16 protein-coding genes are annotated in these 20,019 nt (G+C 62.1%); 1 reads left to right on the top strand and 15 read right to left on the bottom strand.

Going from position 1 to position 20,019, the window contains the following annotated elements; translation table 11 throughout:
• The first annotated feature begins 64 nt into the window (after nt 1-64).
• On the top strand, nt 65-1,345 hold the full coding sequence (locus AC07YV_RS00375) for an MFS transporter (RefSeq protein ID WP_102698586.1): 1,281 nt from the start codon (nt 65-67) through the stop codon (nt 1,343-1,345).
• Here the strand turns inward: AC07YV_RS00375 and AC07YV_RS00370 are convergent.
• From AC07YV_RS00370 to gltB, 15 genes are all read right to left on the bottom strand, one after another.
• Nucleotides 1,338-1,769 carry a type II secretion system protein M gene (locus tag AC07YV_RS00370; RefSeq protein WP_102698585.1) on the bottom strand — a complete coding sequence of 144 codons (432 nt, stop codon included), beginning with the start codon at nt 1,767-1,769 and terminating at the stop codon, nt 1,338-1,340. The genes AC07YV_RS00375 and AC07YV_RS00370 overlap by 8 nt on opposite strands.
• Complete coding sequence (gene gspL / locus AC07YV_RS00365; protein WP_102698584.1) at nt 1,766-2,872, bottom strand: type II secretion system protein GspL; 1,107 nt, start codon at nt 2,870-2,872, stop codon at nt 1,766-1,768. Before gspL ends, AC07YV_RS00370 begins: the two co-directional genes overlap by 4 nt.
• Nucleotides 2,869-3,720: a type II secretion system protein GspK gene (locus tag AC07YV_RS00360; protein ID WP_102698583.1), complete on the bottom strand. Its 852-nt coding sequence runs from the start codon at nt 3,718-3,720 to the stop codon at nt 2,869-2,871. The genes gspL and AC07YV_RS00360 overlap by 4 nt, the downstream gene beginning before the upstream one ends.
• Nucleotides 3,717-4,259 (bottom strand): type II secretion system protein GspJ, encoded by a 543-nt coding sequence (locus tag AC07YV_RS00355; RefSeq protein ID WP_102698582.1) that lies wholly within the window; start codon nt 4,257-4,259, stop codon nt 3,717-3,719. The genes AC07YV_RS00360 and AC07YV_RS00355 overlap by 4 nt, the downstream gene beginning before the upstream one ends.
• On the bottom strand, nt 4,252-4,635 hold the full coding sequence (gene gspI / locus AC07YV_RS00350) for a type II secretion system minor pseudopilin GspI (protein WP_102698581.1): 384 nt from the start codon (nt 4,633-4,635) through the stop codon (nt 4,252-4,254). The genes AC07YV_RS00355 and gspI overlap by 8 nt, the downstream gene beginning before the upstream one ends.
• Complete coding sequence (gene gspH, locus AC07YV_RS00345; RefSeq protein ID WP_102698580.1) at nt 4,628-5,095, bottom strand: type II secretion system minor pseudopilin GspH; 468 nt, start codon at nt 5,093-5,095, stop codon at nt 4,628-4,630. The genes gspI and gspH overlap by 8 nt, the downstream gene beginning before the upstream one ends.
• A gap of 3 nt (nt 5,096-5,098) precedes the next feature.
• On the bottom strand, nt 5,099-5,554 hold the full coding sequence (gene gspG, locus AC07YV_RS00340) for a type II secretion system major pseudopilin GspG (RefSeq protein WP_102698579.1): 456 nt from the start codon (nt 5,552-5,554) through the stop codon (nt 5,099-5,101).
• Between the two features lie 3 nt (nt 5,555-5,557).
• A complete protein-coding gene (gene gspF / locus AC07YV_RS00335; RefSeq protein WP_102698578.1) occupies nt 5,558-6,766 on the bottom strand; it encodes a type II secretion system inner membrane protein GspF in 1,209 nt (402 codons plus the stop codon).
• 3 nt (nt 6,767-6,769) lie between these two features.
• Nucleotides 6,770-8,242, bottom strand: coding sequence for a type II secretion system ATPase GspE (gene gspE / locus AC07YV_RS00330; RefSeq protein WP_102698577.1), 1,473 nt, complete (start codon nt 8,240-8,242; stop codon nt 6,770-6,772).
• A gap of 3 nt (nt 8,243-8,245) precedes the next feature.
• On the bottom strand, nt 8,246-10,165 hold the full coding sequence (gene gspD / locus AC07YV_RS00325) for a type II secretion system secretin GspD (RefSeq protein WP_102698682.1): 1,920 nt from the start codon (nt 10,163-10,165) through the stop codon (nt 8,246-8,248).
• An 8-nt stretch (nt 10,166-10,173) separates the two neighbouring features.
• A complete protein-coding gene (locus AC07YV_RS00320; protein WP_371317835.1) occupies nt 10,174-10,728 on the bottom strand; it encodes a type II secretion system protein N in 555 nt (184 codons plus the stop codon).
• Between the two features lie 58 nt (nt 10,729-10,786).
• Entirely contained in the window at nt 10,787-12,253 is a 1,467-nt protein-coding gene (gene gbpA / locus AC07YV_RS00315; RefSeq protein WP_102698576.1) for an N-acetylglucosamine-binding protein GbpA, read from the bottom strand.
• Nucleotides 12,254-12,756: 503 nt separating this feature from the next.
• A complete protein-coding gene (hemE, locus tag AC07YV_RS00310; RefSeq protein ID WP_095964623.1) occupies nt 12,757-13,824 on the bottom strand; it encodes a uroporphyrinogen decarboxylase in 1,068 nt (355 codons plus the stop codon).
• A 254-nt stretch (nt 13,825-14,078) separates the two neighbouring features.
• A complete protein-coding gene (locus tag AC07YV_RS00305; RefSeq protein ID WP_007975602.1) occupies nt 14,079-15,497 on the bottom strand; it encodes an FAD-dependent oxidoreductase in 1,419 nt (472 codons plus the stop codon).
• 30 nt (nt 15,498-15,527) lie between these two features.
• On the bottom strand, nt 15,528-19,973 hold the full coding sequence (gltB, locus tag AC07YV_RS00300) for a glutamate synthase large subunit (RefSeq protein WP_102698575.1): 4,446 nt from the start codon (nt 19,971-19,973) through the stop codon (nt 15,528-15,530).
• Nucleotides 19,974-20,019 lie beyond the last annotated feature (46 nt).

Raw genomic sequence — 20,019 nt, 5'->3', positions numbered from 1 at the left:
TGAATCATTAGCCAGCTATATGCTTTTTTCATTGCCTGACCGGCTGCGTCCTCCGAGGTCCCCCGTGAAAACTGCTGTCGCTCCACTCGCCCATGAAGTGCCTCCCGTAGCGCCGGACGCTATCGCCGTCGAGCTGGCGGAGATCTACATCGAAAAAGGCACGCCAGCGTTCATGCGCACGGTGCTGGCGCTGTTCTGCGGCGGCTTCGCGACCTTCGCCCTGCTGTATTGCGTGCAACCGATGATGCCGCTGCTGTCCGACGAATATTCCATCAACGCGGCGCAAAGCAGCCTGATTCTCTCTGTCGCCACCGGCATGCTCGCTTTCGGCTTGCTGATCACGGGGCCGATCTCCGACCGCGTCGGGCGCAAACCGGTGATGGTTGCCGCGCTGTTCGCCGCCGCCCTGTGCACCCTGGCCAGCGCCATGCTGCCGAGCTGGCACGCGGTGCTGGCGATGCGGGCGCTGGTGGGCCTGTCATTGAGCGGGCTGGCGGCGGTTGCCATGACCTACCTGAGCGAAGAGATCCATCCGCAGCACATCGGCCTGGCGATGGGGCTGTACATCGGTGGCAACGCGATTGGCGGGATGAGCGGGCGCTTGATCACCGGGGTATTGATCGACTTCGTCAGTTGGCACACGGCAATGCTGGTGATCGGCGGCCTGGCCCTGATTGCGGCGGCGGTGTTCTGGAAGATCCTCCCCGAATCGCGCAACTTCCGTTCCCGCTCGCTGCACCCGCGCAGCCTGCTCGACGGCTTCACCATGCACTTTCGCGATGCAGGCTTGCCGCTGCTGTTCCTCGAGGCCTTTGTGCTGATGGGGGCGTTCGTCACGCTGTTCAACTACATCGGCTATCGCCTGCTGGCCGAGCCGTATCACATGGAACAGGCGTTCGTCGGGATGCTCTCGGTGGTGTACCTGTCGGGTATCTACAGCTCGGCGAAAATCGGTGCCCTGGCCGACAAGCTCGGTCGACGCAAAATGCTCTGGAGCACCATTGCGCTGATGATCGCCGGCCTGGCGCTGACGATGTTCACACCGCTGCCGCTGGTGATCATCGGCATGCTGGTGTTCACCTTCGGTTTCTTCGGTGCCCACTCGGTGGCCAGCAGCTGGATCGGCCGCCGCGCCACCAAGGCCAAGGGCCAGGCGTCGTCGCTGTACCTGTTCAGCTACTACGCCGGGTCGAGCATTGCCGGCACGGCGGGTGGCGTGTTCTGGCATCTGGGTGGCTGGAACGGGATCGGGCTGTTCATCGGCACGCTGCTGGTGATTGCGCTGCTGATCGCGTTGAAACTGGCGAAGTTGCCGCTGTTGCCACAACACACCTCGGCTACCTGAGCACCAGTTGCGCCTCCAAGGCATCGTCACGTTTTTCCAGGGTCAGCGACTGCAACGCGACACCGTTGCGCTCCATAGCGTCGAGCCACTGTATCAACGGCTGCGCGTTGCCATTGAGGGTCAGGCGCAGCAGATCGCTGTCGCTCTCCATCTGACGGATTTCCAGCCCCGCTGCCGCAGCGCTTTCACTGATGCGCAGCGATAACGGCTGACCGGTGTCGGCGGGGACATGGCTGCGCGGTGACGCCCGTTGCAGTTGCGCGGCCAGACTCGCCTGCTGTTGATACTGTCGCTCGACTGTTTCCAGGCGCTGCCGGTTCGGTTGCCAGATCAGGCTGAAAGCCACAACCGCCAACAAAAATGCGCCCATCACCTGCAACAGCCGTTGTTCGCGCACAGAAAGGCGCCGCCATGCCTGGATCATGCCTCGTCCTCCACGGTGAGGGTGGCGTGCACCCGGTCTGCGGCTTTGTTTGCGCTATCGAGCCGGATGGGTATGCCTTGTTGGCGTCCGCGCTCACGCAATTGCTCCAGCTCGGCAAAGCCGCTGGCGGTCAGCTGGATTTTCCAGCCTTCCCCGGCCCTGAATTCGATGCGCCGGACCTCGACCGGGCTGGCGCCGATCACCTGCTCAATCAATCGGACCAGCCCCGCCATGCGGGTGTTTTGCGATTCGACAGGCTGGCTTTGCAGGGCCTTGAGTTGCGCTGCCATGTCGACGATGCGGCCTTGGTCCGGGTAAAGCGCCTTGAATCGCAGTTCATTTTGGCTGGCGAGGCGGCGGGCTTCGCTGTCGATGAAGCGGATCCGCGTCTCGCTGGCCCCCCAGGTCAACAGCGCCAATATCAACGTCACCCATCCACCGGTACGCCAGGGCAGACGCTTGCCGCGCGGGGCAAATGCGCCTTGCAGCAGGTTGATGGCCCGGATCGGGCGGTGGGTCAGGCATTGGTCGATGACAGCGAGATCCTCACGTTCGTCCAGCCATTGCATGTCTTTGGGCAATAAAGGGGTGAGCTGCGCCAGGTGGTCTTGCGACAACGCCATGCGTGCCGAAAGGCTTCCACCCAACAGCCAACGACCGAACCACCATGCGCCGCACGGCTGATCACCTGACAATACATCGGCATCGACGAACACCCCGCGCACCGCGATACCCGTCTCGCGCAGCAGGGCGAGTACGGCGGCCAACCGCTCCAGGCCGATGACCATGGCCGGGTAGCAGCCGTCGCGATCACGAGCGCCAACACCCAGATGCACAACGTCCAGCGCCTCGCTCAGTTGATCTTCCACGGCGAAAGCTATGGCCTGGGCCTCGGGTTGACGCCGCGCCGGCCATGGCTCGCTGCGTACCCAACTGCACATTTCCATGGGTAGCAGCACATCGACCGACTTCCCCTGCAATGCCGAGGCCGCCTGACTCAGTGGCATCGGCTGGCGTTGGCCGGTGGGGGACCACAGTATGCAAGGCCAGAGTGCGGATGGCGCATCCCGGCCCTCGGCGGTCAGGTAAAGCCAAGTGTTCATCGCGGTCTCTCGTAGCTACTGGTGGGAAGAAAGCGTCGTTGCAGCACCGTCAATTGTTGAGTCTTGGGGTCGTGCCCGACATCCGTGGCCAGATGCAATTGGCGCCCGTCCCGGATCACCTGCACGCCGATCCGATACCAGCGGCTATGGGTGCCAAGGCCGTGGCTGCTCAAGCCCTGCCCGGAGAGCAAGGGGTCCTGCGTAAACGCCTGGACACTCGTCCAGGGCGTTGTTGCGGCCTGAAGCGCCAGCGCATCGGCGGTCGCAGCGTCCACCTCGCCGAGGGTTCTCAACACCAGCGCCGGTGCGGTGTTGATGTTCAGGGTGACGTCGGTTGGCAGCAGTGCCACCCAGGGCTCCAGTCGTTGCAGCAGGCGAGCGTCAATGCCAGGAAGCAAGCGCAGCTGGCTCAGTTCCCGCAGTGGCCCGACCTGGCTCAGTTGCACAGGAGGAAGCTCGAGCAGCTCAAGCAGGCGCGCCCAACGGTTGAGGGTGACCTGATCCACCTGGCCCTGGCGTAACAAAGCATTGAGATTGAAACGCCCGGCGAGGTCATCGATATCGATGCGGATCTGCGCATCCTCAACCTCGAAACCCGGCGCCATGCCCCTCCAGCCCTGAATCCGCTCGACGGGTTTTTCCGTGTCCTGCAGCGCGTCGCGCAACAGCAGCAACGCCCAGCTTTCCCCACCCGATGCGAGTTGGCGCAGGTGTATCTGCTGCAACTGTTGCCCGCTGCTTTGCAGCGACAAGTGATGGCTGCGCAATAAGCCACCGGTGATCAGCAGGGCCAGGCTCAGGACTAGCAAAACACTGATCAACGCCATGCCGCGTTGATGCCCGTTCATGGCAATGCACCCGGCATCGGCAACACCCGACGAATAGATTCGAAGCGACCAACCGAGACTTGCACCTCCAGCGCCAGGAGCGGCTTCGCGTCCTGCCCGGACGGCCCATGAGCGACCCAGCCGGACTGGCTGTCGAACAGGCGCCAGTTCAACTCGCGAACGTCATCCAGCAGTTTTTGCCGCTGCACGAGCTCTGTGCCTTCGCCCTGGCTTTCGCGCCACAGCACGCCGTCGTCGAGTCGATAGGTCAGCGTCTGAAGCTCACTGCGCGGCTGGTCCAGAGGATTGCGCCAGTGACTGCGCTGGAACTGCAAAAGCGGCGGTGCGAGCACCATCGGCTGCACAGTGACATGCAGCAGATCCCGCTCGATCACCGCCACCGCGCGCTGCAGGCTCCTGAGTTCCCGCTCGTGAGTCGCGGCACCTCGTTGCACCCGCACCACGCTATCGAACAAGCCCCAACTGGCCAGCCCCAGCACGGCGAAGATCGCCAGGGCGATGACCAGCTCCAACAAGGTGAATCCGCGCTGCTTATTCATGAACCGCGAGTATCCAACCGCTGGCACGATGCAAGGCGTGCGTACTGTTTGCGGGGCTGACTTGAATGTCGACCTGGAGCAAACGTGGATCACCGGTGGCGCTGATGTGTTGATGCAACACCCAGTCGCGCTGATCCATCGACACCACCTGTTGTTGCTGCCCAACCGCCAACCCGGGTTGCAGGCGCAATTCGTTCAACCGGTTGTCCGCCAGCCACGCCGCGAACAGTCGCCCCTCAACGGCGCCACGCTGTTTGACCACGTATTGACTGGCTGAGAGCACAGCAGCCGCCAGTGTCGCGAAGACCGCCAGGGCCACCATGATTTCCAGCAGTGTGAAACCGCCCATGGCGGGTCGGGATCGCGAGCTAGCCATCGATCTCCACCTCGCCCAGGCCATCGCCGGACAGGCTCAGCCAGGTCCGGTTGGTGGACTCGAATGTCAGGGTGAAGACGCTGGTCTCATCGTTGCTGAATATCAACAACTGCGGCGGTCCTTCATCGGCGTCCAGGTCTACCGCATAGCCGTCATGCCGAAAACGCACCCGCACGCTCAGGGGCCAATCAGTAAGCTCCGCCACCGGCTCCCATCCGTGCGCACCCTGGCGCATCGCCCGGTGGCCATCGGTACTCAGCCGCAAGCCATAATCCTGCCCCTCGAATACCGCTCGCTCACGCAACTGATGGATCACCTGCACCATCGCCTCAGCCTCCTGCCTGACCTGGCGCGCGGGACTGCCCCCACCGGCGAAGCTCACCATGCCCAGCAAAAAGCCGACCATGACAATCACGATCATCAACTCCAACAACGTAAATCCCCGGCAACGGTAGCCCACGGTTCAATGACCCCAATTGCCGATTTCCGCTGCAAACCCTTCACCGCCGGCTACGCCATCGGCACCCAGGGAATACAGGTCGTACGTGCCTTCCGGCGATTTCACACCCGGATTGAGATACTGATAAGGCGTGTTCCACGGGTCGACCGGTATGCTCTTGAGGTAACCCTCAGGGTTCCAGCCACGCGCCGTGGGCAGTCCGGAGGGACGTTTGACCAACGCTTCCAGGCCTTGCTGGGTCGAGGGGTAATGGGCGTTGTCGAGGCGATACATTTCCAGGGCGGTGGCGATGGCCTGGATATCGATTCTGGCGGCGGTGACCTTGGCCTGATCGGGACGGCTCATGAACTGCGGCACCACAATGGCCCCCAGCACGCCGATGATGACCACCACCACCATGATTTCGATCAGGGTAAAACCGCGTTGCACGCGGGAAAGGCTTTTGCGGACAGGTTGCATGGATCAATTCACCAATTGGTTGAGGCTGAGAATCGGGAGCAGGATGGCCATGACGATCAGCAGCACAACGCCGCCCATCAGCACCAGCATGGCCGGCTCGAACAGGCTCACCACCAGCGCAATGCGCGCGGCGAGGCTGCTTTCCTGTTGTTCGGCGGCCCGGGCCAACATGCGGTCGAGTTCGCCGGCACGTTCACCGCTGGCGATCATGTGCAGCATCATCGGCGGGATGTCGCCGCTCAACTCCAGCCCGCGAGTGAGTGTTCCGCCTTCGCGCACGGAACGGGCGACATCGACCATCCGCGCGCGAATGGTCAGGTTGCCGATGACCGCGGCGGCAATCTCCAGTGCGTCCACCAAGGGCACGGCACTTTTGCCGAGGATCGCCAGGGTGCTGGCAAACCGCGCGGCTTCCATGGCCCGCAGCACTTCACCGATGACGGGCGCACTCAGCAGCCAACGATGCCAGCGCAGACGCCACTGCGGCTGCTGCCAGCCCCAGCGCCACAGGCCGAACAGCGTCACCAGCACCCCCATCAACAACAGGAAATGGTTGCGCAGGCCGTTGCTCACACCAATCAGTGCCTGGGTCAGCCAGGGCAACGGCTGGCCGCTGTCGACGAAGATCTTCACCACATCCGGCACCACATAGCCGAGCAGAAAACCGACGATTGCTGCGCTGGCCAGCATCAGGATCAAGGGGTACACCAGGGCCATCTGGATCTTTTGCCGCGAGGCCTGGCGGGCCTGTGTGTAGGCCGCCAGTTGCTCCAGCACATGGCCCAAATGCCCCGAACGTTCGCCGGCGGCCACGGTGGCGCGAAACAATTCGGGGAAAGCCCTGGGGAATTGCCCCAGGGCCGAGGCCAGGGCGTGGCCTTCCATCACCCGGCTCCTGACCGCCGAGAGCAGGCCCGCGACCTTGCGCTTCGAGCTCTGTTTCGTCACCGCCTCGAGTGCCTCTTCCAGAGGCAGCCCGGCCTGAACCAGCGTTGCCAGCTGCAAGGTCAACAACGCCAGATCAGCCGCGCTCAGGCCTGCGCCGCGAGGTTGCTTGCCTGTATCGCTGCCGACCCGGACCTCGATCAACACACGCGGCCACACGCCACGCTCGCGCAACACTTGTCGCGCATGACGGGGTCCATCGGCCTCCAGGCGTCCCTTGCAAGATCGGCCTTGGGCATCAAGGGCGCGGTAATCGAAGGTCGGCATCCGTCAGTGCTCCTGGGTCACGCGCAGCAACTCATCGAGGCTGGTCAAGCCTTCCAGCACCCGCTGACGCCCGTCCTGGAACAGGCTGCGCGAGACCCTGCGCGTTGCGTCGACAAGGATTTGCTCACTCGCGCCCTGATGGATCAGCGCCGAGACGGCGGGCGTCACGCTGATCAGTTCGTAGATGCCGATGCGCCCGCGATAGCCGTGCTGGCACTGCACGCAGCCCGAGGCTTTGCACAGGGTGTGCGATGTCGCCGTGTCGAGCCCCAGGCGCTCACAGGCCGCCGCATCGGCGGTGTACGAAACCTTGCAATGGGGGCACAGGGTGCGCAGCAGGCGCTGGGCCAGAATGCCTACCAGCGAGGACGCCAGCAGGTAGGCATCGACGCCCATGTCGACCAGCCGCGTGACGGCGCCGACCGCACTGTTGGTGTGCAAGGTCGACAGCACCAGATGCCCGGTCAAAGACGCCTGCACGGCGATCTCGGCGGTTTCGCGGTCGCGGATTTCGCCGACCATCACCACGTCCGGGTCCTGGCGCAGAATCGCCCGCAGGCCGCGGGCAAAGGTCATGTCGACTTTCGGGTTGACCGGCATCTGGCCCACACCCGGCAGGTGATACTCAATCGGGTCTTCGACCGTGAGGATGTTGCGGGTCTGGTCATTCAGGCTGCTCAACGCGGCGTACAGGCTGGTGGTCTTGCCGGAGCCGGTCGGCCCGGTCACCAACAGGATGCCGTGGGGTTTGCCCAATAACTGGCGCAGGGCCGCGAGGGTATCGTCCGGCATGCCCAACCGATGCAGGTCAAGGCGCCCGGCCTGCTTGTCGAGCAGGCGCAGCACCACCCGTTCACCGTGGGCCGAAGGCAGCGTCGAGACCCGCACATCGACTTCATGCCCGGCCAGACGCAAGGCCATTCGCCCATCCTGGGGCACGCGTTTTTCCGCGATGTCCAGGCGCGCCATGACCTTGATCCGCGACACCAGCAGCGTCGCCAGTTCGCGCTTGGGCCTGAGCATTTCACGCAGTTGGCCATCCACCCGCATACGCACCGACAGGTACTGCTCGAAGGTTTCCAGGTGCACGTCCGAGGCGTGCTCGCGCACGGCTTCACCGAGCAGTGCGTTGATCAGGCGAATGATCGGCGCATCGCCCTGTTGCTCCAACAGGTCGGCGGTTTGCGGCACCTGATCGACCAGGCTGAGCAAGTCCAGTTCTTCGTCCAGCCCTTGGGCTACCTGCTCCACCGCGCTTTGCCCCTCGCGATAGGCAGCCGCCAGGCGTGAGGCATATTCTTCGGCGTCGACGATGACGAACGGCAGCGTCGACCCGCACACCCGGCGCGCCTCTGACACTGCGCTGAGCGGTGCATCGCTGCGCAGGGCAAGGCGCAGATCGTCGCCGTCACGCTCCAGCAACACACCAAAACGCCGGGCGAAGCCGAAGGGCAATTGCTCGCTGAATTCGCCCATGGGTTACTGCGCCTTGCCGCGCAAGTCGAACACTGGCGCGTCGCTGGCCGGTTCAAACAACCCGCGCGCCTCGGATGGCAGCAGCAACGAGTTGTTTTCCCCCGCCCCCGATTTGCTCAAGTCACGCAGCGCGTTATAACGCTGCTGGCTGACCTGGGACAGGTCCTCCTTGCTGCGCACGATGGTCGGGCGCAAGAACACCATCAGATTGCTTTTGGTCTGGGTGTCGCGGCTCCAGCGGAACATCGCGCCGAGGTAGGGAATGTCACGCAGCAGCGGCACGCCACTTTTCTGGGTGCGCACGCTGTCGCGGATCAGGCCGCCGATCACGATGATTTCGCCATCGTCGGCGAGGATGGTGCTTTTGAGCGCTCGCTTGTTGGTGATCAGGTCCGAGGAGTCGATGCCCGACACCGAGGGGGCGATGTCCGACACCTCCTGCTCGACCTCCAGGCGCAGCGTCGAGCCTTCGTTGATGTAAGGCTTGATCTTCAGGCTGATGCCGACGTCCTTGCGCTCGACGGTGGTGAACGGATTCTCCGCGCCGTTGCTGTTGGTGGCGTAGGAACCGGTCTTGAACGGCACGTTCTGGCCGACGATGATTTCCGCTTCCTGATTGTCCAGGGTCAACAGGCTCGGGGTGGACAGCAGGTTGCTGTGGGTGTTGCTGGCCAGGGCCGAAATCAGCGCACCGAAGCGGTCGCTGCCCAGTTGCAGGATCGCCCCTTCCGGCGCCGATCGTTTCTCGTCGAACCTCAACCCGCCGACAATCGGAATGTCGGTGCCGGGAAAGTTGATGAAGCCCTTGGCGTCGCCGGTGTTGAGGTTCCACTGCACACCGACGGCCTCGGCGATGTCGCCGGAGATTTCGACGATGGCGGCGTGGATCAACACCTGGGCCCGCGGCTGGTCCAGTTGGCGCACGATGCTTTCGATGGTCCGCACCTGTGCCGGCTCGGCAATCAGCACCAGCGCGTTCTGGCTTTCATCGGCCTTGATCATGAAGGCTGTGCCGCCCGACATGTCCTTGGCGTTGCCGGCGGCGGACACCTGTTTTCTGCCCTGCCCCATCGACTCCAGAATCTCGGCCAACTGCTTGGCATCGCTGTGACGCAGGCGAATCACCCGGGCGTTGTCGAGGGTCGTGGTGGCCGGTGTATCGAGACCACGGGCCAGTTCGATCAAACGCTGGCGAACGACCGGCGGACCAATGAAAACCAGGCGATTGGTCCGGGTGTCAGCCAGTACTTGTATGGCCGACTCGGCATTGCGCTTGCCCATGGAGGCCTCGATCACCGGCGCGACATCGCCGGCCTGGGCATGCTGGAGCTGAAGCACCGCGTGCAGGTTGTTCTGCCCCGAGTCCAGTTCACGGATCACCCGGGCGATGCGCTTCACATTCGCGGCCGTATCGGTCAGCACCAACGCGTTGGCCGACACCGAGGGGCCGACATAACCGTTGGCAGAAACCAACGGCCGCACCAGCCCGGCGATATCGGTGGCGCTACCGGTGTTCAACCCGATGACCTCAGTCACGAACTGCGACGCCGTGCTGGTTTTTACCGTGCCCTGACCGGCCCGGGTCCTGGCCTCGGCAACCGGAGTGATGAGAATCCGGTCGCCCTCATCGATCACCGTGAAATTGTGGGCGTCGAGCACTGAATAGAACAACCGGCGCACCCCTTCACGATCGAGGGCCTGCCGGGACATGACGGTGATACGACCGGAGACCTTGGGGTCCAGCACTACCGTGGTCCCGAGAATGCTGGAGATCTCTTCGACGATGTCGCGCAGCTCTGCGTTGTTCATCGCCAGTTGCCATTTTTCTTCGGCGCCTCGAAGCGTGCCCGGGAAGGCTGCCGCCGCCAAAACGGCAAGCAAAAGCATGGAACGCAACCAATGCGCGCCGACGAAGCTGTTCATGAAATTCATCACTCTGGTTGCCCGGAGAGCGGGCGTAAAAAACGCGTGGTCGTGGTGACCGGTTGAGCATCGACGGATGATTCGAGTCCCGTCAGGAACCGTGCGCCAGAGGGGACGAGCGTTAGCAGCTCTTCCCGGCCCTTGTTCCACAGCACAACCTGGTGGGTCTCGATACGACGCAGGACACTGCCGCCGGGCAAACGCTCGCCCACCTGATAGAGACGAGAACCTTGAGCATTGGCCAGCAGTGCCTTGGATAGTCCGTTGCTGACAAAGCTCGCTTGCAAGGTCAGCGGTTCGGCGCTGGGCCGCGGTGCGGCCTCCGTCGTCAGGCCGAACACGATGGCAATCGATGTTGTTTCGAGCGGCTCACGTACAGGCACCGCCTCCAGCGTTGCGATGTCGGGCGACGGTGAAGCCAGGTGCTCGCGAAACAACTGTTCCTGCCACGCCAGAAATACCGCAGCGCCCATTGGCAACGCGAGCCAGCAAATGCTGCTCAGGCATGCCCGAAAGCGTTGTCCGGAAAAATTCGAAACCTTCATTTTCAACTCGGTACTCAACAGAAACACCTGGCTTCAGGCGACCTTTTTGAGGCCGTCTGAAGCCAGTTGCGGGGACTTACAACTTGTCCCACGCCATGTGCGAGTGAGCACCGACACCCGGTTCAAAACCGTTGGCGGTAGGGGTGTACTGCTTGCAATAACCCGACGCAGGGAATGGCTTGCACTCGAAGACTTCGTCGGTCTTCGGTTGCAGCACCTTGGTGCCGGCGGTGTAGTCGCTGAGGCCTTCAGGGAATACGAAGTCGTATTCGATGACCGCGCCTTCACCGGTCAGTTGAGTGGTCTTGGTGTCCTGACGGGTGGTGCGGCCATCCAGGGTGGTGCCGACCAGGGTCAGCGTGTGCGCACCCGGGTTGCTGCGCACATCCAGGGACAACGAGGTGGAGCCGGTGGCCACTTGTGCCGACGTGGTGCCGACCGGTTTGTTGTTCTGGTCGAACAAGGTCGCTTCGACGTCCATCGCGCGGTTCGCAGTCATGCTGAATTCGACTTTGGCCCGGCCTTTATCCAGGACGTATTCGGCTTGCTGAGAGGTCACCGCCATGTGCGCAGCGGCGTCTTCCTTCATGGCCAACTGCACTTCATAGCGGACTACGCCGCTTTCTTTTTGCACGTAGAGGCGGTTGGTGCCTTTGACTGGGACAACATTGCCGCTCTCGTCACGGATACCGGCGCGAACCAGGGTGTGGGTCTGGTTGATTTTTTCCGCCAGCTTGTACGACCAGTTTTGCGGTGTGCCTTCTTCAGCGTTATCGATGCTGATTTCCACGCTGTATTCCGCACTCTCGCCCTTGGCGGTAAACGCGCGGGCCTTGACCTTGTCACCCACCAGCAACGGAGTCGATGACGCAATGCTGCCTACCGGCGACCAGCCGCCCGGCAAGTCGGGTTCGGCAAGGATGTTCACGTCTGCGACATTGTAAAACGCGGCGGCGGTGTCACCGACGGTCCAGATGGCCAGGATGACGTGGTGGCCGGACTTGTCGGACGGGAGGGTGCAGCTGTGCCTGGCGCCCGACGCCGGCAACTGGTTGCCGCCATCGATGGTGCAGAACGGCGTGCTTTCGAAGGTGGCGCGCTTGAGCGACTCGTTCGGGTTCCAGCCGTCGCTGGAGATGAAATACTCGTGCTTGGTCGCCGGGTGGGCGGCGGTGTAACGCCATTGGAAATCGATGTTGCGATCCTTGATTTCCGTCAGGTGCCAGCGGGTGGCGGACTGTGCGTCCAGCGCGGAGAACAGCGCGTGACCGCCGCTGGCGATCTTGCCATCGACCGGCCCCTGCAAAGGGGCACCGCCGACACCTGCGGGAAAGCCCTTGAAGGTTTCACCGACGCTCTGCGGCTCGTACTGTGCGCCACCACAGTTGGTGTTCAAGCCTTTCTGGCAGGCCAGTGCGCGTGACGGCGGCACATCCAGATAGCCGTGGGCGGATGCGGTTTGAGAGGCCAGCATTGCCGATAAAAGGATCATCGAAGAGGTGCAGGCCGTTAACGCACTTCTTTTATCAAATGTAAGTTTCATGATGTGTTCCAGACTGCCTATCGAAAACAAGGCGCCTTGCAGGCCGCGATGTTTGCTTCGTTACCGTTCAGCGTTGTGCTGAACAGGGATCTGGAACCTTACGGGGATGACGAAGAATTCTATGTAGGAGTAATCATCGAACCGGCCAGGAATAGTCTGCTCATTCGAATTTCACTCAGGAAAGAAAATACCCTGCCAACAGAAACGCTACATCCGGAGAGTATTTCTGCAGGGCATAAAAAAGGTTCTTTACGGAATCCCGGGGGAACACAGATAGCGAAATATCTGTAGGAGCTGCCGAAGGCTGCGATCTTTTGATTTTGATTTTGCGATCTGGAGATTGCGGAAGATCAAGATCAAAAGATCGCAGCCTTCGGCAGCTCCTACAGGGGAACACGTGCACCACCAAACAGTTATCGGTGTTCCCCGGCATTGCGTGAACAACCATAAAAAAACCTGTCCGGCACGAGGCGGGACAGGTTTCTTGAAAACGGCGCTGGCCGTTACTCGTGATATTGCGCCGACAGTTCATGCACGGCGCGCAGGAATGCGCCGGCGTGTTCCGGATCGACTTCCGGCGTAATGCCATGACCGAGGTTGAACACGTGACCGCTGCCTTTGCCGTAGCTGGCGAGAATGCGCCCGACTTCAGCGCGAATGGCTTCCGGCTTGGCGTAGAGCACCGTCGGGTCCATGTTGCCTTGCAGCGCGACCTTGTCGCCAACACGGGCACGGGCGTTGCCGATGTCGCAGGTCCAGTCCAGGCCCAATGCATCAGCACCGGCATCGGCGATGCTTTCCAGCCACAGGCCGCCGTTCTTGGTGAACAGGATGACCGGCACCTTGCGGCCTTCGTGTTCGCGGATCAGGCCGCTGACGATTTTGCGCATGTAGGCCAGGGAGAACTCCTGGTACGCCGCTGCCGACAGGTTGCCGCCCCAGGTATCGAAGATCTGCACCGCTTGCGCACCGGCCATGATCTGGCCGTTGAGGTAGCTGGTGACCGATTGCGCAAGCTTGTCCAGCAACAGGTGCATGGCTTGCGGGTTGTCGTAGAGCATGGCCTTGGTCTTGCGGAAGTCTTTCGACGAGCCGCCTTCGACCATGTAGGTCGCCAGGGTCCATGGGCTGCCGGAGAAGCCGATCAACGGTACACGACCGTTCAGTTCACGCCGGATGGTGCTGACCGCATCCATCACGTAGCCCAGGTCTTTCTGCGGGTCGGGAATCGGCAGGGCTTCGATGTCGGCCAGGGTACTGACGACTTTCTTGAAGCGCGGACCTTCGCCGGTTTCGAAGTACAGACCCTGGCCCATGGCATCGGGGATGGTCAGGATGTCGGAAAAGAGGATCGCCGCGTCCAGTTGTGGATAACGGTCGAGCGGCTGCATCGTGACTTCGCAAGCGAACGCCGGGTTCATGCACAGGCTCATGAAATCGCCGGCCTTGGCGCGGCTGGCGCGGTATTCAGGCAGGTAGCGACCGGCCTGACGCATCATCCACACGGGGGTGACGTCTACGGGTTGCTTGAGCAGGGCGCGCAGGAAACGGTCGTTCTTCAGGGCAGTCATGTCGGCATCCGGAAAAAAAGTGAGGGCATTTTCTCAGAGCCGGGCGCAAAAGGCACGGATGCAGGTCAGCCTTTTGTCTATCGGGTCAATTTGTCGCGGTGGAATGCAGCCTTCGCAACACCAAGAAACAACTGTGGGAGCGAGCTTGCTCGCGAAGAGGCCGGCACATCCAACAGAGATGTTGGCTGGCAGACCGCTTTCGCGAGCAGGCTCGCTCCCACAGGGTTACTGCATTTCAAGGCTGGATCGGGTGCTTAGACGCCCAGGTAATCCAGGATCCCTTCGGCGGCATTACGGCCTTCGAAGATTGCCGTCACCACCAGGTCCGATCCGCGCACCATGTCGCCACCGGCGAAGATTTTCGGGTTGCTGGTCTGGTGCTTGTACTGGCCTTGTTCCGGTGCCACAACGCGGCCCTGGCTGTCGGTCTGGATCTCGAACTGCTCGAACCACGGCGCCGGGCTTGGGCGGAAACCGAAGGCGATGACCACGGCGTCGGCCGGGATGATCTCTTCGGAACCCGGGATCGGCTCGGGACTGCGACGGCCACGGGCGTCCGGCTCGCCGAGACGGGTCTCGACCACTTTCACGCCTTCGACCTTGTCTTCACCGACGATGGCAATCGGCTGGCGGTTGTAGAGGAACTTCACGCCTTCTTCCTTGGCGTTCTTCACCTCTTTGCGCGAGCCCGGCATGTTCGCTTCGTCACGACGATAAGCACAGGTCACCGACTTGGCGCCCTGGCGGATCGACGTACGGTTGCAGTCCATCGCCGTGTCGCCACCGCCCAGGACCACGACCTTCTTGCCTTTCATGTCGACGAAATCTTCCGGCGACTTTTCAAAGCCCAGGTTGCGGTTGACGTTGGCGATCAGGAAGTCCAGTGCGTCGTACACGCCCGGCAGGTCTTCACCGGCAAAACCGCCCTTCATGTAGGTGTAGGTGCCCATGCCCATGAATACGGCATCGTATTCTTCGAGCAGTTGCTCCATGGTCACGTCCTTGCCCACCTCGGTGTTGAGGCGGAACTCGATGCCCATGCCGGTGAAGACTTCGCGACGATTGCTCAGCACGGTCTTTTCCAGCTTGAACTCGGGGATGCCGAAGGTCAGCAGGCCACCGATTTCCGGGTTCTTGTCGAACACCACCGGGGTCACGCCGCCGCGCACCAGCACGTCGGCGCAACCCAGGCCAGCAGGCCCGGCACCGATGATCGCGACACGCTTGCCGGTCGGCTTGACCTTGGACATGTCCGGGCGCCAGCCCATGGCGAACGCGGTGTCGGTGATGTACTTCTCCACCGAACCGATGGTCACCGCGCCGAAGCCGTCGTTGAGGGTGCAGGCACCCTCGCACAGACGGTCCTGCGGGCACACCCGGCCGCAGACTTCCGGCAGGGTGTTGGTCTGGTGCGACAACTCGGCGGCCTGGAGGATGTTGCCCTCGGCCACCAGCTTCAGCCAGTTGGGAATGAAGTTGTGCACCGGGCACTTCCATTCGCAATACGGGTTACCGCAACCCAGGCAGCGGTGGGCCTGGTCGGCCGACTGCTGGGGTTTGAAGGGTTCGTAGATTTCCACGAACTCTTTCTTGCGTTGACGCAACAGTTTCTTCTTCGGATCCTTGCGCCCGACCTCGATGAACTGGAAGTCATTATTCAGACGTTCAGCCATTTTAAAACCTCATCAAACTCTTCAGGCGCATCACTGCGGGTTGGCACGGGTGCTGGAAAGCAACGATTTCAGGTTGGCAGCCTTGGGCTTGACCAGCCAGAAACGACGCACGTAATCATCGAGGTTCTCGGCGAGCTCACGACCCCACTCGCTGTCGGTTTCCTCGACGTACTCGTTCAGCACGCGTTGCAGGTGGCTACGGTAGGCTTCCATCGCCTCGCCGCTGATCCGCTGGATTTCCACCAGTTCGTGGTTGACCCGGTCAACGAAGGTGTTGTCCTGGTCGAGCACGTAGGCGAAACCGCCGGTCATGCCAGAGCCGAAGTTGTAACCGGTCTTGCCCAATACGCAGACGAAACCACCTGTCATGTACTCGCAGCAGTGATCGCCAGTGCCTTCCACCACAGTGTGGGCACCGGAGTTACGCACGGCGAAACGCTCGCCCGCGGTGCCGGCGGCGAACAGCTTGCCGCCCGTGGCGCCGTACAGGCAGGTGTTGCCGATGATGGCACTGTCCTGGGTGCGGTAGACGCTGCCTTTCGGCGGCACTATCACCAGCTTGCCACCGGTCATACCCTTGCCGACGTAGTCGTTGGCGTCGCCTTCCAGGTACATGTTCAGGCCGCCGGCGTTCCACACACCAAAGCTCTGGCCCGCAGTGCCCTTGAAGCGGAAGGTGATCGGCGCGTTGGCCATGCCCTGGTTGCCGTGCTTGCGCGCGATTTCGCCGGAGATCCGTGCACCGATGGAACGGTCGCAGTTGCAGATATCCAGGGTGAATTCAGCGCCGCTCAGGTCGTTGATCGCCGAGGTGGCCATATCGACCATTTTCTCGGCCAGCAGGCCCTTGTCGAACGGCGGGTTGCGCTCTACGCCACAGAACTGCGGTTTGTCCGCCGGCACGTGGTCGCTGCCCAGCAACGGAGTCAGGTCCAGGTGATGCTGCTTGGCGGTCTGGCCTTCGAGGACCTCCAGCAGATCGGTACGGCCGATCAGCTCCTCGAGGGAACGCACGCCCAGCTTCGCCAGCCACTCACGGGTTTCTTCGGCGACGTAGGTGAAGAAATTCACCACCATGTCGACGGTGCCGATGTAGTGGTCCTTGCGCAGCTTCTCGTTCTGAGTCGCGACGCCGGTGGCGCAGTTGTTCAGGTGGCAGATGCGCAGGTATTTACAGCCTAGGGCGATCATCGGCGCGGTGCCGAAGCCAAAGCTTTCAGCGCCGAGGATGGCCGCCTTGATCACGTCGAGGCCGGTTTTCAGGCCGCCGTCGGTCTGTACCCGGACTTTGCCGCGCAAGTCGTTGCCACGCAGGGTCTGGTGGGTTTCGGCCAGGCCGAGTTCCCACGGAGCGCCCGCGTATTTGATCGAGGTCAGCGGCGATGCACCGGTGCCGCCGTCGTAGCCGGAGATGGTGATCAAGTCCGCGTAGGCCTTGGCCACACCGGCGGCGATGGTGCCGACGCCCGCTTCTGCTACCAGCTTCACCGAAACCAGCGCCTTCGGGTTGACTTGTTTCAGGTCGAAAATCAGCTGCGACAAGTCTTCGATCGAATAGATGTCGTGGTGCGGCGGTGGCGAAATCAGCGTCACGCCTGGCACTGCGTAACGCAGCTTGGCGATCAGACCGTTCACTTTACCGCCCGGCAGTTGACCACCCTCGCCCGGCTTGGCGCCTTGGGCGACCTTGATCTGCAGCACTTCGGCGTTGACCAGGTATTCCGGGGTCACACCGAAACGGCCAGTCGCAACCTGCTTGATTTTCGAGCTCTTGATGGTGCCGTAGCGCGCCGGGTCTTCGCCGCCTTCGCCGGAGTTGGAACGCGCACCGAGGCGGTTCATGGCTTCGGCCAGGGCCTCGTGAGCTTCCGGCGACAGGGCGCCCAGGGAGATACCGGCGGAGTCGAAGCGCTTGAGCACCGATTCCAGCGGTTCGATCTCGCTGATATCCAATGGAGTGTCGAGGGTTTTGACTTTCAGCAGGTCGCGGATCATCGACACCGGGCGGTTGTCCACCAGCGACGTGTATTCCTTGAACTTGCTGTAGTCGCCCTGCTGCACAGCCGCCTGCAGGGTGTTGACCACGTCCGGGTTGTACGCGTGATATTCGCCACCGTGGACGAACTTCAGCAGGCCGCCTTGCTGGATTGGCTTGCGCGGACTCCAGGCTTCGGTGGCCAGGGCTTTCTGTTCAGCTTCGATGTCGACGAAACGCGCACCCTTGATGCGGCTCGGCACGCCACGGAAGCTCAGGTTGCAGACTTCCTCGGAAAGGCCGATGGCCTCGAACAACTGCGCACCGCGGTACGACGTGATGGTCGAGATGCCCATCTTCGACAGGATCTTGAGCAGGCCCTTGGTGATGCCTTTACGGTAGTTCTTGAACACCTCGTAGAGGTCGCCCAGTACTTCACCGGTACGGATCAGGTCACCCAGCACTTCGTAGGCCAGGAACGGATAAACGGCAGAGGCACCGAAACCGATCAACACGGCGAAGTGATGCGGGTCACGAGCAGTCGCGGTTTCCACCAGGATGTTGGAGTCGCAACGCAGGCCTTTTTCGGTCAGGCGGTGGTGCACCGCGCCGGTGGCCAGGGACGCATGGATCGGCAACTTGCCCGGGGCGATGTGACGGTCACTCAGCACGACCTGGGTACGACCGGCGCGCACGGCTTCTTCAGCCTGATCGGCGACGTTGCGGATGGCCGCTTCGAGGCCGACGCTTTCGTCGTAGTTCAGATCGATGATCGCGCGCTCGAAGCCCGGACGATCGAGGTTCATCAGCGAACGCCACTTGGCCGGGGAAATGACCGGCGAGCTGAGGATCACGCGCGAAGCGTGTTCCGGCGACTCCTGGAAAATGTTGCGCTCGGCACCGAGGCAGATTTCCAGCGACATGACGATGGCTTCACGCAGCGGGTCGATCGGCGGGTTGGTCACCTGGGCGAACTGCTGGCGGAAATAGTCGTACGGCGTGCGCACGCGCTGGGACAGCACGGCCATCGGCGTATCGTCGCCCATCGAACCCACGGCTTCGTAGCCTTGCTCGCCGAGCGGGCGCAGCACCTGGTCGCGCTCTTCGAACGTGACCTGGTACATCTTCATGTATTGCTTGAGCTGATCGACGTCGTAGAACGCCGAACCGTGGTCGTTGTCTTCCATGGTCGCCTGGATGCGCAGGGCATTCTTGCGCAGCCATTGCTTGTACGGATGACGGGACTTCAGACGGTTGTCGATCGCATCGGTGTCGAGGATCTGACCGGTCTCGGTGTCCACGGCAAAGATCTGGCCAGGTCCCACACGACCCTTGGCGATCACGTCTTCAGGCTGGTAGTTCCAGACACCGATTTCCGAGGCCAGGGTGATGAAGCCGTTCTTGGTGGTGACCCAACGCGCCGGACGCAGACCGTTACGGTCGAGCAGGCACACCGCGTAGCGACCGTCGGTCATTACCACGCCGGCCGGGCCGTCCCACGGCTCCATGTGCATCGAGTTGTATTCGTAGAACGCACGCAGATCCGGGTCCATGGTCTCGACGTTCTGCCACGCTGGCGGAATGATCATCCGCACGCCACGGAACAGGTCGATGCCGCCGGTGACCATCAGCTCCAGCATGTTGTCCATGCTCGAGGAATCCGAACCCACGCGGTTGACCAGCGGGCCGAGTTCTTCCAGGTCCATCAGGTCGTTGGTGAACTTGGTGCGACGGGCCACGGCCCAGTTGCGGTTGCCGGTGATGGTGTTGATCTCGCCGTTGTGCGCCAGGAAGCGGAACGGTTGAGCCAGCGGCCATTTCGGCAGGGTGTTGGTGGAGAAGCGCTGGTGGAACACGCAAATCGAAGTTTGCAGGCGCTCATCGCTCAGGTCCGGATAGAAGGCGGTCAAGTCCGCCGGCATCATCAGGCCTTTGTAAATGATGGTCTTGTGCGAAAAGCTGCAGACGTAGTGGTCGGTGTCGGCGGCGTTGGCCACGGACGAGCGACGACGGGAGGTGAACAGCTTGACGGCCATGTCCTGGTCGCTCAGGCCTTCACCGCCGATGAACACTTGCTCGATCTGCGGCAGGCGCTCAAGGGCCAGGCGGCCGAGGACGCTGGTGTCGATCGGCACTTTGCGCCAGCCAACCAGCTGCAAGCCGGCGGCCAGGATCTCGCGGTTCATGTTCTCGCGAGCGGCTTCGGCTTTGACCGGGTCCTGGTTGAAGAAGACCATGCCCACCGCATATTGCTTGGGCATTTCGACGCCGAAGGTTTCCTGGGCGATGGCTCGCAGGAACACGTCCGGCTTTTGAATCAGCAGACCGCAACCGTCACCGGTCTTGCCGTCGGCATTAATCCCACCGCGGTGGGTCATGCAGGTCAGGGCCTCGATGGCCGTTTGCAAAAGGGTATGACTGGGCTCGCCCTGCATATGGGCTATCAGGCCGAAACCACAGTTATCCTTGAATTCATCTGGTTGGTACAGACCTGCTTTCATAGACACTTTCTCACCAGGCTGCCTCTGTACGAGGCAAATTTCTTTT

The organism is Pseudomonas sp. GW456-E7, assembly GCF_059424105.1.
This window is presented reverse-complemented; position numbering and strand designations above follow the sequence as displayed.